The organism is Pseudomonas sp. MBLB4136 (assembly GCF_051904765.1).
Classification (GTDB): domain Bacteria; phylum Pseudomonadota; class Gammaproteobacteria; order Pseudomonadales; family Pseudomonadaceae; genus Aquipseudomonas.
Window position 1 is genome coordinate 2,666,226 of sequence record NZ_CP196713.1, and the last position, 15,071, is coordinate 2,681,296.

The window sequence follows — 15,071 nt, forward strand, 5'->3', positions numbered from 1 at the left end:
TCGGCCGAGCGGCTCAAAAAGCCACGAAGCGCTTGATTCGGAGTTTTCTGGATACGCGTCCCGGACAACCCTTTGGGACCACTGATGAGGGTAATAACTGTGCTTGAAGCCTATCGCAAACACGTAGCAGAGCGTGCCGCTCAGGGTATCGTGCCCCAGCCGCTGAACGCCGAACAAACCGCAGGCCTGGTCGAGCTGCTGAAAAACCCGCCGGCTGGCGAAGAACAATTCCTCGTTGACCTGATCACCAACCGCGTGCCGCCAGGCGTCGACGAAGCCGCCTACGTCAAGGCCGGGTTCCTCTCTGCCGTGGCCAAGGGCGAAGCCGCTTCCCCGCTGATCAACAAGCAGCGCGCCGTCGAACTGCTCGGCACCATGCAGGGCGGCTACAACATCGCCACCCTGGTCGAGTTGCTGGATGACGCCGAACTGGCCAGCGTGGCCGCCGAGCAACTGAAGCACACCCTGCTGATGTTCGACGCCTTCCACGACGTCGCCGAGAAAGCCAAGGCCGGCAACGGCCACGCCAAGGCCGTACTGCAGTCCTGGGCCGATGGCGAGTGGTTCACCAAGCGCCCGGCGATCGCCGAGAAGTACAGCCTGACCGTGTTCAAGGTCCCCGGCGAAACCAACACCGACGACCTGTCCCCGGCGCCCGACGCCTGGTCGCGTCCGGACATCCCGCTGCACGCCCTGGCCATGCTGAAGATGGCCCGCGACGGCATCGTGCCCGAGCAGCAAGGCGCCATCGGTCCGCTCAAGCAGATCGAAGAGGTCAAGGCCAAGGGCTTCCCGGTCGCCTACGTCGGCGACGTGGTCGGTACCGGTTCCTCGCGCAAGTCCGCCACCAACTCGGTGCTGTGGTTCTTCGGCGACGACATCCCCTATGTGCCGAACAAGCGCGCCGGCGGCTTCTGCTTCGGCTCCAAGATCGCCCCGATCTTCTACAACACCATGGAAGACGCCGGCGCCCTTCCGATCGAGTTCGACGTGTCGAACCTCAACATGGGCGACGTGATCGACGTCTATCCCTACGCCGGCAAGGTGTGCAAGCACGGCACTGAAGAAGTCATCACCACCTTTGAACTGAAGACCCCGGTGCTGCTCGATGAAGTCCGCGCCGGCGGCCGTATCCCGCTGATCGTCGGCCGCGGCCTGACCGAGAAGGCCCGTGCCGAACTGGGTCTGGGCAGCTCCGACCTGTTCAAGAAGCCGGAGCAGCCGGCCGACAGCGGCAAGGGCTTCACCCTGGCGCAGAAGATGGTCGGCAAGGCCTGCGGCGTGACCGGCGTGCGTCCGGGCACCTACTGCGAGCCGAAGATGACCACCGTCGGCTCCCAGGACACCACTGGCCCGATGACCCGCGACGAGCTGAAGGACCTGGCCTGCCTGGGCTTCTCCGCCGACCTGGTGATGCAGTCCTTCTGCCACACCGCGGCCTACCCAAAGCCGATCGACGTCACCACCCACCACACCCTGCCGGACTTCATCCGCACCCGTGGCGGCGTGTCCCTGCGTCCGGGCGACGGCATCATCCACAGCTGGCTGAACCGCATGCTGCTGCCGGACACCGTCGGCACCGGCGGCGACTCGCACACCCGTTTCCCGATCGGCATCAGCTTCCCGGCCGGTTCCGGCCTGGTGGCCTTCGCCGCCGCCACCGGCGTCATGCCGCTGGACATGCCGGAATCGGTGCTGGTGCGCTTCAAGGGCAAGATGCAGCCCGGGATCACCCTGCGTGACCTGGTCCATGCGATTCCCTACTACGCCATCCAGAAGGGCCTGCTGACCGTCGAGAAGAAGGGCAAGAAGAACGCCTTCTCCGGCCGCATCCTGGAGATCGAAGGCCTCGACGAGCTGACCGTCGAGCAGGCGTTCGAGCTGTCCGACGCCTCCGCCGAGCGTTCGGCCGCCGGTTGCACCATCAAGCTGCCGGAAAAGGCCATCGCCGAGTACCTGAAGTCGAACATCACCCTGCTGCGCTGGATGATCGGCGAAGGCTATGGCGATGCCCGCACCCTGGAACGCCGCGCCCAGGCGATGGAAGCCTGGCTGGCCAAGCCGGAGCTGATGAGCGCCGATGCCGACGCCGAATACGCCGAAGTCATCGAGATCGACCTCAACGAGCTGAAGGAGCCGGTGCTCTGCGCACCGAACGATCCGGACGACGCCCGTCTGCTGTCCACCGTGGCCGGCGACAAGATCGACGAGGTGTTCATCGGTTCGTGCATGACCAACATCGGTCACTTCCGCGCTGCCGGCAAGCTGCTGGACAAGGTCAAGGGCGGCATTCCGACCCGTCTGTGGCTGTCGCCGCCGACCAAGATGGATGCCCACCAGCTGACCGAGGAAGGCTACTACGGCATCTACGGCAAGGCCGGTGCGCGCATGGAAATGCCGGGCTGCTCGCTGTGCATGGGTAACCAGGCACGGGTCGCCGCCAACTCCACCGTGGTCTCGACCTCGACCCGTAACTTCCCCAACCGTCTGGGCGATGGCGCCAACGTGTACCTGGCCTCTGCCGAACTGGCAGCGGTCGCCGCGATCATCGGCAAGCTGCCGACCGTCGAGGAGTACATGGTCTACGCCAAGGACATCGACAGCATGGCTGCCGACGTCTACCGCTACCTGAGCTTCGACCAGATCGCCGAGTTCCGCGAAGCCGCTGCCAACGCCCAGATTCCGGTCGTTCAAGCCTAAGCGTTACCCGCGTCGAAAGAGCCCCGCCCCGTGCGGGGCTTTTTTATGCCTGGCGTTCGCCATTCGTGGCATATCGCTTGCTTATGGATACTCAACAGGGCCGCAATCGATCCGCAGACAGTGGCCTCATCCCCCCTGTCCTGGCGCTGATGGGGCCGACGACCTTTGAAGTTGAGCAAGGAAAAGGTGCAATGAGCGAGCATGATATTCCCCGCAGCGACGCGCTGGCCTGGGTCAACGGCAGCGATGCACCGGAGAAGAGCGCTCTGGATATCGGCTTCATGGCCCTGACCGACTCGGCCTCGCTGATCGTCGCCGCGACCCAGGGCTTCGCTCAGCCCTACGGCCTGACCCTGAACCTGCAGCGCCAGGCGTCCTGGGCCACCCTGCGCGACAAGCTGCTAAGCGGCGAGCTGGACGCCGCCCAGGGCCTTTACGGCCTGCTCTACGCGGTGCACCTGGGCATCGGCGGCACGCCGCCGGTGGACATGGCCGTACTCATGGGCCTGTCGCAGAATGGCCAGAGCATCAACCTTTCCCAGCCCCTGCAGGAAGCCGGGGTGACCAATACTGAGGCGCTGCGCGCTCGCGTGCGTCAAAACAGTGCGAAACTCACCCTGGCGCAGACCTTCCCCACCGGCACCCACGCCCTGTGGCTCTATTACTGGCTCGCCAGCCAGGGCATCCATCCGCTGGACGACGTGAATACGGTCGTCGTACCGCCCTCGCAGATGGTCGCTCACCTGCAGGCCGGACGCATCGACGGCTTCTGCGCCGGCGAGCCCTGGGGCGCCCAGGCGATTGCCGAAAGAAAGGGCTTCACCCTGGCCACCAGCCAATCGATCTGGCCGGATCATCCAGAAAAGGTCCTGGGCTGCACCCAGGCGTTCGTCAGCGCCTACCCGAACACGGCCCGCGCCCTGGTGATGGCGGTGCTGGAAGCCAGCCGCTTCATCGATCAGAGCGAGGAGAACAAGCGCAGCACCGCACAACTGCTCAGCGCCAGCGAGTACGTCGATGCGCCGCTGAACGCCATCCAGCCGCGCTTTCTCGGCCAGTACGAAGACGGCAACGGCCACGCCTGGCTCGACGCCCATCCGCTGCGCTTCTTCGATGAGGGCAAGGTGAACATGCCCTATCTATCCGATGGCCTGTGGTTCATGACCCAGTTCCGCCGCTGGGGCCTGCTGCGCGAAGACCCGGACTATTTCGCGGTGGCGCGCCGGGTCCAGCAGCTTAAGCTTTATCATGAGGCTGCCGAGGCGCTGGGAATCGCGGTGCCGGCATCGCCCCTGCGCAGCGCCACGCTGCTCGATGGCAAGCCCTGGGATGGCGCCGACCCCGCCGGCTATGCCCGCAGCTTCGCCCTGCACGCCCTGGCCGACGTCCGCCAGGCCTCTGCCCTCTGACCCCTGGAAACCGATACCACCATGCTGCGCATCCTCCTGATCAACGACACGCCGAAAAAGGTTGGCCGACTGCGGGCCGCCCTGATCGAAGCCGGCTTCGAGGTGGTCGACGAATCCGGCCTGACCATCGACCTGCCCGAGCGGGTCGAGGCGGTCCGCCCGGACGTCATCCTGATCGACAGTGAATCCCCCGGCCGTGACGTCATGGAACAGGTGGTCCTGGTGAGCCGCGACCAGCCTCGGCCCATCGTCATGTTCACCGACGAGCACGACCCCAAGGTCATGCGCCAGGCCATCCAGTCCGGGGTCAGCGCCTACATAGTCGAAGGCATCCACGCCGAACGCCTGCAGCCGATTCTCGACGTGGCCATGGCCCGCTTCGAGAGCGACCAGGCCCTGCGCGCCCAGCTGCAGGCGCGCGACGCGCAGCTGGCCGAACGCAAGCGCATCGAGCTGGCCAAGGGCCTGCTGATGAAGATGAAGAGCTGCAATGAGGAAGAGGCCTACACCCTCATGCGCCGCCAGGCCATGAGCCGTCAGCAGAAGCTGATCCAGGTCGCCGAGCAGATCATCGCCATGCACGACATGCTCGGCGGCTGAGGGACTCACGGAAGCGCCAGCGCTCGTCAGCGCGCAACTGTACTGCCTGAAACGCCACTGTGTACCCCGTTGCGAACTACGCCGGGCGAGCTGTACGGCCATCTCGGGGCCGGGTTGTGCCTGCTGCGCCGCCGCGGGCCTGGCTATGCTGAAGGCCCCGCACAGTTCTCGACGACGAGGCCCGCATGACCAGCACCCTTGATGAGCGCCAACTCCTGGCCGAGGCCGACCGCCGCGCCCTCGACTACTTCGACGGCATTCCCGGCCGCCCGGTATTTCCCGGGCCGGCTGCCATCGCCGACCTGCAAGCCCTCGATCAGGCGCCGCCCGAGCGCGGCGTCGACGCCGCCGAGGTACTGCGGCGCCTGGATGAGATCGGCTCGCCGGCCACAGTCGCCTGCAACGGCCCGCGCTACTTCGGCTTCGTCATCGGCGCCACCCTGCCCGCCGCCGCCGCGGCCGAGCGCCTGGTGCTGGCCTGGGACCAGTGCGCCTCATCGTTCGACAACTCGCCGGCGGCCGACACCCTGGAACGCATCGCCGGGCGCTGGGTATGCGAGCTGCTCGGCCTGCCGAGCGAAAGCGCCGTGGGCTTCGGCACCAGCGCCACCGCCTGCACCCTGGCCTGCCTGTCCGCCGCGCGACGCAAGCTCCTGGCCCGCCAGGGCTGGGACTTCGACGGCGACGGCCTGGTCGGTGCCCCGGAAGTGCGCGTGGTGGTCTCCGCCAGCTGCCACATCACCGTGAAGAAGGCCCTGCGCATCCTCGGCTTCGGCATGAACCGGCTGATCGTCGCGCCGACCGACGCCCATGGGCGCGTCGACCCTCAGCAACTGCCGCCCCTGGATGACCTGACCATCCTCTGCCTGCAGGCCGGCGAGGTGAACACCGGCGAGTTCGACCCCTTCGCCGAGCTGATCCCCCAGGCCAAGGCAGCCGGGACCTGGGTGCACATCGACGGCGCCTTCGGCCTCTGGGCCCGCGCCTCCTCCTCGGCCGAACTGGCCAGCGGGGTCGAGCTGGCCGACAGCTGGACCACCGACGGCCACAAGTGGCTGAACACCCCCTACGACAGCGCCATGGCCATCTGCCGCGACGCCGACGCCCTCGCCACCGCGATGAACAGCGACGCGGCCTACGCCACGGCGTCAAAGGATGCGCAGAAGAATCTCACCCTGGAGTTCTCCCGCCGCGCCCGCGGCGTGGCGGTCTGGGCCGCCCTCGCCAGCCTCGGCCGCGCAGGTCTGCGCGAAATGCTCGACCGGCATATCCGCCAGGCCGGCCACCTGGCGGCAAGCCTGCGTGCCCAGGGCTATCAGGTGCTCAACCGGGCCGTGCTGAACCAGGTGCTGGTGCGTGCCGACAGCGATGAGCAGACCGTGGCCATTCGCCAGGCGGCGCAGGCCTCCGGCCAGGTGTGGTTCGGCCCGACGATCTGGCAGGGGCGTCCGGCCTTCCGCCTCAGCCTGTCCTCCTGGCGCACCCGCGATGCCGACATCCAGGTGCTGATCGAGCTGCTGGGCGAACTCAAGCGCAGCACGCCGGCCTGAGTGCAGTCGCCCGACAAGCCACTCGACAAACCCCAGGCGCTGCGCTTATCGTCGCCGCCTGGCCAGCGCACTGGCCAACGTCGCTCGGACGGTTCCGGGCGCTTACGTTTTCGAGGACAGCATGGCTGATCAAGCTTCGCGCCGCTTCGCGCGCATCGATCGACTCCCCCCCTACGTGTTCAACATCACCGCCGAACTGAAGATGGCCGCCCGCCGCCGCGGCGAGGACATCATCGACTTCAGCATGGGCAACCCGGACGGCCCCACGCCGCCGCACATCGTCGAGAAGCTCTGCACCGTCGCCCAGCGCGAGGACACCCACGGCTACTCCACCTCGCGCGGTATCCCGCGCCTGCGCCGCGCCATCTCGCGCTGGTACCAGGAGCGCTACGCGGTGGACATCGACCCGGACAGCGAAGCCATCGTCACCATCGGTTCCAAAGAAGGCCTGGCCCACCTGATGCTGGCCACCCTGGACCATGGCGACACCGTGCTGGTGCCCAACCCCAGCTACCCCATCCATATCTATGGCGCGGTGATCGCCGGCGCCCAGGTGCGCTCGGTGCCACTGGTGCCCGGGGTGGACTTCTTCGCCGAACTGGAACGGGCCATCCGCGAGTCGATCCCCAAGCCGAAGATGATGATCCTGGGCTTCCCCTCCAACCCCACCGCACAGTGCGTGGAGCTGGACTTCTTCGAGCGCGTGGTGGCCCTGGCCAAGCAATATGACGTGCTGGTGATCCACGACCTGGCCTATGCCGACATCGTCTACGACGGCTGGAAGGCGCCGTCGATCATGCAGGTGCCGGGTGCCAAGGACATCGCCGTGGAGTTCTTCACCCTGTCCAAGAGCTACAACATGGCTGGCTGGCGCATCGGCTTCATGGTCGGCAACGCCGAGCTGGTGAACGCCCTGGCGCGGATCAAGAGCTACCACGACTACGGCACCTTCACCCCCCTGCAGGTCGCCGCGATCGCCGCCCTGGAAGGTGACCAGCAATGCGTGCGCGATATCGCCGAGCAGTACCGCCAGCGCCGCAACCTGCTGGTCAAGGGTCTGCACGAGATCGGCTGGATGGTGCAGAACCCCAGGGCCTCGATGTACGTCTGGGCGAAGATTCCCGAGCACTACGCGGCACTCGGTTCGCTGGAGTTCGCCAAGAAGCTGTTGGCCGAGGCCAAGGTCTGCGTCTCACCGGGCCTGGGCTTCGGCGACTACGGCGACGATCATGTGCGCTTCGCCCTGATCGAGAACCAGGACCGCATCCGCCAGGCGCTACGCGGCATCAAGGCGATGTTCCGTGCCGACGGCCTGTTGCCGGCCGCGTCGGGCAAATCCCGCAAGGCGCCAGAGGCCTGATGCCTTGAGCCGTTGCGCGCGGTAGCCATGCCGCCGCGCAACGGCCCCTCATCCCGAATAGTCCAGCACCGTCCACACCCGGCTCAGGCCCTCGCCGATCACACAGCCGGACTCGCCCAAGCGCTTGTTATCGTGCAGCGACATCAGGCTGGTCACGCCATCCGCGGCATCGCGCCGCTCGCTCAACCATTGCAGGCGCCCGCAGTTGGCTGTCTCGATCACGTAGCTGGCGGCTACCGGCGCATGCTCGCTGGGCAACCTGATCGCATCGACCACCGTGCCGCGCTCCTCGCTGCGCTTGCCATCGGACACCAGCACCGCCCAGGCCTGGCCGTTCTCGATCACCAGGTAGCTGCCGTTGGCCCTGGGTTGCTCGATCTGCGGCTGAGCGCAGCCGCCCAGCAGGGCCAACAGCACAATCGTCATCAAGCTCTGTTGCATTGCTACTTGCTCCTCTGCAGTGCACCGCAATCCGGCTAGGGCGGACCAGGCGAATGAGTGAGTTCAGGAAAGCGACGGTCTTACTATTGCCCAATACTGGTTATATGTACAGTATTTTTCCAGTAGACTGTTTTCCGTCATCGGTCAGCCCTCGACTGCCTCATGGGCCGGCCAATTCAGTGCATCAATCAGGAGCAAAGCGATGCTGGACGTACTGCAACTGAAACACACGGTGAATCGCATGCCGCTGGAGCGGGTTCGCGCGACGGTCGAGGAACTGCAGCTCGAAGGCCTGGTCACCGAGGGCAAGACGCCCTTCAACCGCGTGCACTTCAATACCTGCTTCGCCGAGATCGAGGCCCTGCTGCAGCGCGCCGGCTACCACAGGCAGCTGGACGTGGTCGGCTATCAGGGCCTGGCCTACGCCATGTTCGACCCGGCGCGCTGGGACGCGGTGGACGTGCTGAGGTGGCTCAAGGAGTTCGTCGAGGAGGCCCGGGCGCAGCCGGCCGTGCGCTAAGCCGGCGGCGCCTGCGAAACCGAACCAAAAGCGCTCGGGACATGGGCACGGCGCACAGCGATCGCCCAAGAACAGGGCCGAGTGCGCAGCGCCTGGCAGTCCCGCGAGCGCCCCGCTGCGCGCCCTGAAGCCGCCAAGTCAGCCGGCAACACCTCCATAACCATTTGTTTTAGAAGACTTTAATCTCCAGCCACCGACTGCCGGCGAAGGCCGCCGAGGCACTGCGCCCGGGCTTGCAACTGGCGCCTCGGGAAAGCTGGCAAGCCCCTTGCAACTACCTCCTCAGCAAACGTCTTCGGATCGCCAACGGCGGTGATCGAGACGAATAGACAAAGACGTCAAAGGCAACCAGCTCCCCCGGGCCGGCTTGTCCGCGACGTCTTTTTTCGTTTTCGAGACCAGAGGAATCACCATGCGTACATTCACCGCTCGCCGCTCCCTGCTGAAAAAGACCGTCGCCGGCCTGGGCTGCGCCGCCGCCATCCTGCTGTCGCCCCTGAGCCTGCAGATCGCCCAGGCGGCCGATCCGGAAAAGGACGAACTCAAGCTCGGCTTCATCAAGCTGACCGACATGGCGCCCCTGGCCATCGCCTACGAGAAGGGCTACTTCGAAGACGAGGGGCTCTACGTCACCCTGGAAGCGCAGGCCAACTGGAAGGTGCTGCTGGACCGGGTGATCACCGGCGAGCTGGACGGTGCGCACATGCTCGCCGGCCAGCCGCTGGGGGCGACCATCGGCTTCGGCACCAAGGCCGAGGTGGTCACCGCCTTCTCCATGGACCTCAACGGCAACGGCATTACCATGTCCAATGCCGTGTGGGAAGAGATGAAGAAGCACGTTCCGATGGAGAACGGCAAGCCGGTACACCCGATCAAGGCCGATGCCCTCAAGCCGGTGATCGAGCAGTACAAGGCCCAGGGCAAGCCCTTCAATCTGGGCATGGTGTTCCCGGTCTCCACCCACAACTACGAGCTGCGCTACTGGCTGGCCGCCGGCGGCATCAACCCCGGCTACTACGCGCCGGCCAAGGGCGACATCGCCGGCACCATCAACGCCGACGCACTGCTCTCGGTCACCCCGCCGCCGCAGATGCCTTCGACCATGGAGGCCGGCACCATCGATGGCTACAGCGTGGGCGAGCCGTGGAACCAGCAGGCCGTGTTCAAGGGCATCGGCGTGCCGGTGATCACCGACTACGAGATCTGGAAGAACAACCCGGAGAAGGTCTTCGGCGTATCCAAGGCCTGGGCCGAGGCCAACCCGGAAACCCACAAGCGCCTGGTCAAGGCGCTGATCCGCGCCGCCATGTGGCTGGACGAGAACGACAACGCCAACCGCGCCGAGGCCGTGCAGATCCTCTCGCGCCCCGAGTACGTCGGCGCCGACGCCAAGGTGATCGCCAACTCCATGACCGGCACCTTCGAGTACGAAAAGGGCGACAAGCGCGAAGTGCCGGACTTCAACGTGTTCTTCCGCTACCACGCCACCTACCCCTACTACTCCGACGCCATCTGGTACCTGACCCAGATGCGCCGCTGGGGGCAGATCGGCGAAGCCAAGCCGGACAGCTGGTACCTGGACGTGGCCAAGCAGGTCTACCTGCCGGAGATCTACCGCAGCGCCGCCGCCGAACTGGTGGAAGAAGGCATGGCCAAGTCCGAGGACTTCCCGGACGCCGGCGAGGATGGCTTCCGCGCCCCCACCAATGAATTCATCGACGGCCTGACCTACGACGGACGCCAGCCGAACGCCTACATCAACCAGTTCAGCATTGGCCTGAAGGCCGACTCCGCGCTGTAAGCCAGCCATAGCCCAGGGAGCCGGACCCTCCGGCTCCCCCTGCTTCGAGGATCAGACGATGAGCAACCCCGCCGTCGCCCAACCCATACGGGAAACCCTGAAGTCGGCGCGCAGCGCCGCCTTCAAACGCTGGCTGCCAAGCGTGTTGATGCCGCTGATCGGCGTGCTGGCCTTCCTGCTGTTCTGGCAGCTCGCCGCCGGCAGCATCGACACCAGCCTGGGCAAGTTCCCCGGTCCCGCCCAGGTCGCCAGCCAGTTCGGCGCCCTGGTCAGCGAGCACCAGCGCGAGATGAACAAGGCCGACGCCTTCTACACCCGCCAGGAGGCGCGCAACGCCGCCAAGCTGGCGAACAATCCCGACGCCGAGGTGAAGATTCGCCCCTATACCGGCAAGCCGACCTTCTTCAAGCAGATCTTCACCAGCCTCTACACGGTGCTGACCGGCTTCGCCATTGCCTCCCTGCTGGCCATTCCGCTGGGGATCGTCTGCGGCCTGAGCAAGCCGATCTACAACGCGGTCAACCCGCTGATCCAGGTGTTCAAGCCGGTCTCGCCACTGGCCTGGCTGCCGCTGGTGACCATGGTGGTCAGCGCCGTGTACACCAGCAGCGACCCGATGATGGCCAAGTCCTTCGTCACCTCGGCGATCACCGTGGCGCTGTGCTGCCTGTGGCCGACGGTGATCAACACCACGGTGGGCGTGGCCAACCTCGACCAGGACCTGCGCAACGTCAGTCGGGTGCTCAGCCTGTCGCCGCTGTCCCATGTGCGGCGCATCGTCCTGCCCGCCGCCGTGCCGATGATCTTCACCGGCCTGCGCCTGTCGCTGGCCACCGGCTGGATGGTGCTGATCGCCGCCGAGATGCTGGCGCAGAACCCCGGCCTGGGCAAATTCATCTGGGACGAGTTCCAGAACGGCAGCTCCAACTCCCTCGGCCGGATCATGGTCGCGGTGATCGTCATCGGCCTGATCGGCTTCGTCCTCGACCGTCTCATGCTCCTGCTGCAGCGCCGCGCCAGCTGGGACAAGAACGCCGACCTGCGCTAAGCCCCCCACCTTCAGGAGTCCGCCATGCAAACCGCACACCTCGAGCTGACCGGCGTCGGCATCAGCTTCCCCACCGACAAGGGCCTGTATTGCGCCCTGCAGAACGTCAACCTGAAGATCGCCAAGGGCGAGTTCGTCTCGCTGATCGGCCACTCCGGCTGCGGCAAGTCGACCGTCCTCAACATCGTCGCCGGCCTCCACCAGGCCAGCACCGGCGGGGTGATCCTCGACGGCCGCGAGGTCGACTCGCCCGGCCCCGAGCGTGCCGTGGTGTTCCAGAACCACAGCCTGCTGCCCTGGCTGAGCTGCTACCAGAACATCGAGCTGGCCGTGCGCCAGGTGTTCCAGGGGCACAAGAGCAAGGCAGAGATGCGCGAATGGATCGAGCACAATCTGGCGCTGGTGCACATGAACCACGCCCGCGACAAGCGCCCCAGCGAGATCTCCGGCGGCATGAAACAGCGCATCGGCATCGCCCGCGCCCTGGCCATGCAGCCCAAGGTGCTGCTGATGGACGAGCCGTTCGGCGCCCTCGACGCCCTGACCCGCGCCCACCTGCAGGATTCGCTGATGGAGATCCACGCCGAGCTCGGCAACACGGTGATCATGATCACCCACGACGTCGACGAGGCGGTGCTGCTGTCCGACCGCATCGTGATGATGAGCAACGGCCCGGCGGCGACCATCGGCGACATCCTCGAGGTCAAGTTGGCGCGCCCACGCGAGCGCATGGCCCTGGCCCACGATGCGCGCTACCACGAGTACCGCGCGGCGGTGCTGGAGTTCCTCTACCAGAAGCAGCAGCGCCCGGCGGCCTGAGCCTGGCGCCGCCACGGCCGGGCGCGCGCGTATAATGCCGCCGCGCGCCCGAGCGGCGCGAACTCCAGCCGCAACGAGATCCCGCCATGGCCCGCCTGAAACTCGAGTTCCCCGAAGACCAGTACTGCTACAGCACCCACCTCACCGTGCGGGTCACCGACATCAACGCCGCCAACCACCTGGGCAACGATTCGATGATCTCGATGATTTCCGAGGCGCGGGCGCGCTTTCTGTTCGAGTTCGGCGTGGAGGAAACCCGCGAGGACGGCGTCGGCATCATCGTCACCGACCTGGCCACCACCTACCGCGCCGAAGCCCATGCCCGCGACCAGTTGCTGTTCGAGGTCGGGGTGATGGACTTCAACCGCTACGGCGGCGATATCACCTTCCGCGTCAGCCGCCCGCTCGATGGCACCCTGGTGGCCATGGCCAAGTCGGGCTTCGTGTTCTTCGACTACAGCCGCGGCCAGGTGGTGCAGATGCCGGCGACCTTCAGCGACCTGTTTCCCCAGGTCAACTGGCTGGACTGAGCGCCTGCGCTATACCTAGGGACAGCGCCGCTCGAGGGCGCCCGCAGTCCGAGGTTCGCCATGTCCGCCAAACGCCGCTTTGCCTTGAACAGCCTGCTCGCCAGCCTGCTGAGCTGCAGCCCCTGTGCATTCGCCGATGAGGCGCAGCTCGAGCGCGGCCGCTACCTGGTCAACATCGGCGGCTGCAATGACTGTCGCACCGCCGGCTACCTGATGGCCCCCGGCTCCATCCCCGAGAGCGAGTGGCTCAAGGGCGATCGCCTCGGCTGGAGCGGCCCCTGGGGCACCACCTACCCGAGCAATTTGCGCCTGCTGCTGCCGTACCTCAGTGAAAGCCAGTGGCTGACCCTGGCGCGCAACGCCAACTACCGCCCGCCGATGCCCAACGACAAGCTGCACATCATGACCGACGAGGATCTGCTGGCCATCTACCGCCTGGTCAAGCACCTCGGTCCGGCCGGCGAGCCGGCACCGGCCGCGCTGCCACCCGGGCAGACGCCGCCCGCCCCGGTCGTCCTCTTCCCGACACCACCGGCGGATTGAGCGGTCCCCCCAACACCGCCTCGCAACGCCCCGTCTCGGCGCATGATCGCCACCCGCGCCCCATTTTGACTCGCCCGCCAACCCGTCTGGGCAACCCTGACCCCGATTCCGCGCGCTTCGAAAGGTTGGCGCAGCTTTTGCTACTACCCCTCACAGGTAGCCAATGGCGGCTGCCCCACGAACGACAAAGACGTCGCCTCCCCCCGCGCTGAACAGCACCGGGGTCAGGCGACGTTTTTCGTTTCCGCCCCAGCGTCTGGGGATGGCGATGTCCCTGTGATCCAGGGGCCTTGCGGGCAACTCTCTCAACCCAGCTGTGGCTTCGGCCGCAGGGCGCGGCACCACAAGTGCCGCGCCTCCCCGGCGGGCTGCGGCTACCGTGTCCACGACCACGGTCTACCGCGCCCCGACCGGGACCCTTTCTTGCCGATGAGGTGTTCGAATGAATACGAGTTTCTGGAAAGCCGGTCACGCCCCCACGCTGTTCGCCGCCTTTCTCTATTTCGACCTGAGTTTCATGGTCTGGTACCTGCTCGGTCCATTGGCCGTGCAGATCGCCACCGATCTCGAGCTGACCGCCCAGCAACGCGGCCTGATGGTCGCCACACCGATTCTCGCCGGCGCCGTGCTACGCATCGTCATGGGGTTCCTCGCCGACCGCCTGTCGCCCAAGAGCGCCGGGTTGATCGGTCAGGTGGTGGTCATCTGTTCGCTGTTCGCCGCCTGGCAGATCGGCATCCAGACCTACGAGCACGCCTTGCTGCTCGGCCTGTTCCTCGGTTTCGCCGGCGCGGCCTTCGCCGTCGCCCTGCCCCTGGCCTCGCAGTGGTACCCGCCGCAGCACCAGGGCAAGGCCATGGGCATCGCCGGCGCCGGCAACTCCGGTACCGTGCTGGCGGCACTGTTCGCCCCGGGCCTGGCCGCGCTGTTCGGCTGGCAGAACGTCTTCGGCTGGGCGCTGATCCCGCTGCTGATCACCCTGGTGATCTTCGCCCTGGTGGCCAAGAACGCCCCGGAGCGGCCCAAGCCCAAGGCCCTGGCCGACTACCTCAAGGCCCTCGGCGACCGCGACAGCTGGTGGTTCATGTTCTTCTACAGCGTCACCTTCGGCGGCTTCATCGGCCTGGCCAGCGCCCTGCCCGGCTACTTCAACGACCAGTACGGCCTGGACCCGGTCACCGCCGGCTACTACACCGCCGCCTGCGTCTGCGCCGGCAGCCTGCTGCGCCCCCTGGGCGGCGCCCTGGCCGACCGCATCGGCGGCATCCGCTCGCTGCTGATGATGTACACCGTCGCCTCGCTGTGCATCGCCGCGGTGGGCTTCAACCTGTCCAGCTCGACGGCGGCCCTGGCCCTGTTCGTCGCCGCCATGCTCGGCCTCGGCGCCGGCAACGGCGCGGTGTTCCAGCTGGTGCCGCAGCGCTTTCGCAAGGAAATCGGCGTGATGACCGGGCTGATCGGCATGGCCGGCGGCGTCGGCGGCTTCCTCCTGGCCGCGGGGCTGGGCGCGATCAAGCAGCACACCGGCGACTACCAGCTGGCCCTGTGGCTGTTCGCCAGCCTCGGCCTGCTGGCCTGGGTCGGCCTGTACGGCGTGAAGCAGCGCTGGCGCACCACCTGGGGCTCGGCTGCCGTCACCGCGGCGCGGGTGTAACAGGCTAACGTAGGGTGGATGACGCCTTGTTCATCCACCCTAGGCTTTCAGCCTACCGGCAAAACGGAGGGCTGAGGCAAAGGCGGGGCTGCCCGG

The 15,071-nt window shown here is 66.6% G+C and carries 13 protein-coding genes; 12 read left to right on the forward strand and 1 reads right to left on the reverse strand.

The window, feature by feature from the left end:
• Positions 1-99 precede the first annotated feature (99 nt).
• The 5 genes from acnB (at position 100) to alaC (ending at position 7,619) form a co-directional block, all read left to right on the forward strand.
• Positions 100-2,700 carry a bifunctional aconitate hydratase 2/2-methylisocitrate dehydratase gene (gene acnB / locus ACSX1D_RS12150; protein WP_439858752.1) on the forward strand — a complete coding sequence of 867 codons (2,601 nt, stop codon included), beginning with the start codon at positions 100-102 and terminating at the stop codon, positions 2,698-2,700.
• A 191-nt stretch (positions 2,701-2,891) separates the two neighbouring features.
• Complete coding sequence (locus ACSX1D_RS12155) at positions 2,892-4,109, forward strand: CmpA/NrtA family ABC transporter substrate-binding protein (protein ID WP_439858753.1); 1,218 nt, start codon at positions 2,892-2,894, stop codon at positions 4,107-4,109.
• 21 nt (positions 4,110-4,130) lie between these two features.
• Positions 4,131-4,709, forward strand: coding sequence for an ANTAR domain-containing response regulator (locus ACSX1D_RS12160; RefSeq protein ID WP_439858754.1), 579 nt, complete (start codon positions 4,131-4,133; stop codon positions 4,707-4,709).
• A gap of 185 nt (positions 4,710-4,894) precedes the next feature.
• Complete coding sequence (locus tag ACSX1D_RS12165; RefSeq protein WP_439858755.1) at positions 4,895-6,259, forward strand: pyridoxal phosphate-dependent decarboxylase family protein; 1,365 nt, start codon at positions 4,895-4,897, stop codon at positions 6,257-6,259.
• Between the two features lie 121 nt (positions 6,260-6,380).
• Entirely contained in the window at positions 6,381-7,619 is a 1,239-nt protein-coding gene (gene alaC, locus ACSX1D_RS12170) for an alanine transaminase (protein ID WP_439858756.1), read from the forward strand.
• A gap of 48 nt (positions 7,620-7,667) precedes the next feature.
• Here alaC and ACSX1D_RS12175 read toward each other — a convergent pair whose 3' ends face one another.
• Complete coding sequence (locus tag ACSX1D_RS12175; protein ID WP_439858757.1) at positions 7,668-8,060, reverse strand: hypothetical protein; 393 nt, start codon at positions 8,058-8,060, stop codon at positions 7,668-7,670.
• Between the two features lie 202 nt (positions 8,061-8,262).
• Between ACSX1D_RS12175 and ACSX1D_RS12180 the strand changes: the two genes are divergently transcribed.
• From ACSX1D_RS12180 to ACSX1D_RS12210, 7 genes are all read left to right on the forward strand, one after another.
• The gene (locus ACSX1D_RS12180) at positions 8,263-8,580 is read left to right on the forward strand and encodes a transcriptional regulator (RefSeq protein WP_208707050.1); all 318 of its coding nucleotides are present in this window, start codon (positions 8,263-8,265) and stop codon (positions 8,578-8,580) included.
• A gap of 412 nt (positions 8,581-8,992) precedes the next feature.
• Positions 8,993-10,381 carry a CmpA/NrtA family ABC transporter substrate-binding protein gene (locus ACSX1D_RS12185; RefSeq protein WP_439858758.1) on the forward strand — a complete coding sequence of 463 codons (1,389 nt, stop codon included), beginning with the start codon at positions 8,993-8,995 and terminating at the stop codon, positions 10,379-10,381.
• A gap of 58 nt (positions 10,382-10,439) precedes the next feature.
• Positions 10,440-11,429 carry an ABC transporter permease gene (locus ACSX1D_RS12190; protein ID WP_439858759.1) on the forward strand — a complete coding sequence of 330 codons (990 nt, stop codon included), beginning with the start codon at positions 10,440-10,442 and terminating at the stop codon, positions 11,427-11,429.
• A 24-nt stretch (positions 11,430-11,453) separates the two neighbouring features.
• Positions 11,454-12,248 (forward strand): ABC transporter ATP-binding protein, encoded by a 795-nt coding sequence (locus ACSX1D_RS12195; protein WP_439858760.1) that lies wholly within the window; start codon positions 11,454-11,456, stop codon positions 12,246-12,248.
• Positions 12,249-12,334: 86 nt separating this feature from the next.
• A complete protein-coding gene (locus ACSX1D_RS12200; RefSeq protein ID WP_439858761.1) occupies positions 12,335-12,778 on the forward strand; it encodes a thioesterase family protein in 444 nt (147 codons plus the stop codon).
• A gap of 60 nt (positions 12,779-12,838) precedes the next feature.
• Complete coding sequence (locus ACSX1D_RS12205; protein ID WP_439858762.1) at positions 12,839-13,321, forward strand: cytochrome C; 483 nt, start codon at positions 12,839-12,841, stop codon at positions 13,319-13,321.
• 442 nt (positions 13,322-13,763) lie between these two features.
• Positions 13,764-14,975, forward strand: coding sequence for a nitrate/nitrite transporter (locus tag ACSX1D_RS12210; protein ID WP_439858763.1), 1,212 nt, complete (start codon positions 13,764-13,766; stop codon positions 14,973-14,975).
• Positions 14,976-15,071 lie beyond the last annotated feature (96 nt).

What these genes read in the sequence shown, in the direction of transcription:
- ACSX1D_RS12175 (WP_439858757.1), bottom strand. Translation starts at nt 8,060, where the DNA reads ATGCAACAGAGCTTGATGACGATTGTGCTGTTGGCCCTGCTGGGCGGC.
- ACSX1D_RS12165 (WP_439858755.1), top strand. Translation starts at nt 4,895, where the DNA reads ATGACCAGCACCCTTGATGAGCGCCAACTCCTGGCCGAGGCCGACCGC.
- ACSX1D_RS12180 (WP_208707050.1), top strand. Translation starts at nt 8,263, where the DNA reads ATGCTGGACGTACTGCAACTGAAACACACGGTGAATCGCATGCCGCTG.
- ACSX1D_RS12155 (WP_439858753.1), top strand. Translation starts at nt 2,892, where the DNA reads ATGAGCGAGCATGATATTCCCCGCAGCGACGCGCTGGCCTGGGTCAAC.
- ACSX1D_RS12195 (WP_439858760.1), top strand. Translation starts at nt 11,454, where the DNA reads ATGCAAACCGCACACCTCGAGCTGACCGGCGTCGGCATCAGCTTCCCC.
- ACSX1D_RS12205 (WP_439858762.1), top strand. Translation starts at nt 12,839, where the DNA reads ATGTCCGCCAAACGCCGCTTTGCCTTGAACAGCCTGCTCGCCAGCCTG.
- ACSX1D_RS12160 (WP_439858754.1), top strand. Translation starts at nt 4,131, where the DNA reads ATGCTGCGCATCCTCCTGATCAACGACACGCCGAAAAAGGTTGGCCGA.
- ACSX1D_RS12210 (WP_439858763.1), top strand. Translation starts at nt 13,764, where the DNA reads ATGAATACGAGTTTCTGGAAAGCCGGTCACGCCCCCACGCTGTTCGCC.
- ACSX1D_RS12200 (WP_439858761.1), top strand. Translation starts at nt 12,335, where the DNA reads ATGGCCCGCCTGAAACTCGAGTTCCCCGAAGACCAGTACTGCTACAGC.
- alaC (WP_439858756.1), top strand. Translation starts at nt 6,381, where the DNA reads ATGGCTGATCAAGCTTCGCGCCGCTTCGCGCGCATCGATCGACTCCCC.
- ACSX1D_RS12185 (WP_439858758.1), top strand. Translation starts at nt 8,993, where the DNA reads ATGCGTACATTCACCGCTCGCCGCTCCCTGCTGAAAAAGACCGTCGCC.
- ACSX1D_RS12190 (WP_439858759.1), top strand. Translation starts at nt 10,440, where the DNA reads ATGAGCAACCCCGCCGTCGCCCAACCCATACGGGAAACCCTGAAGTCG.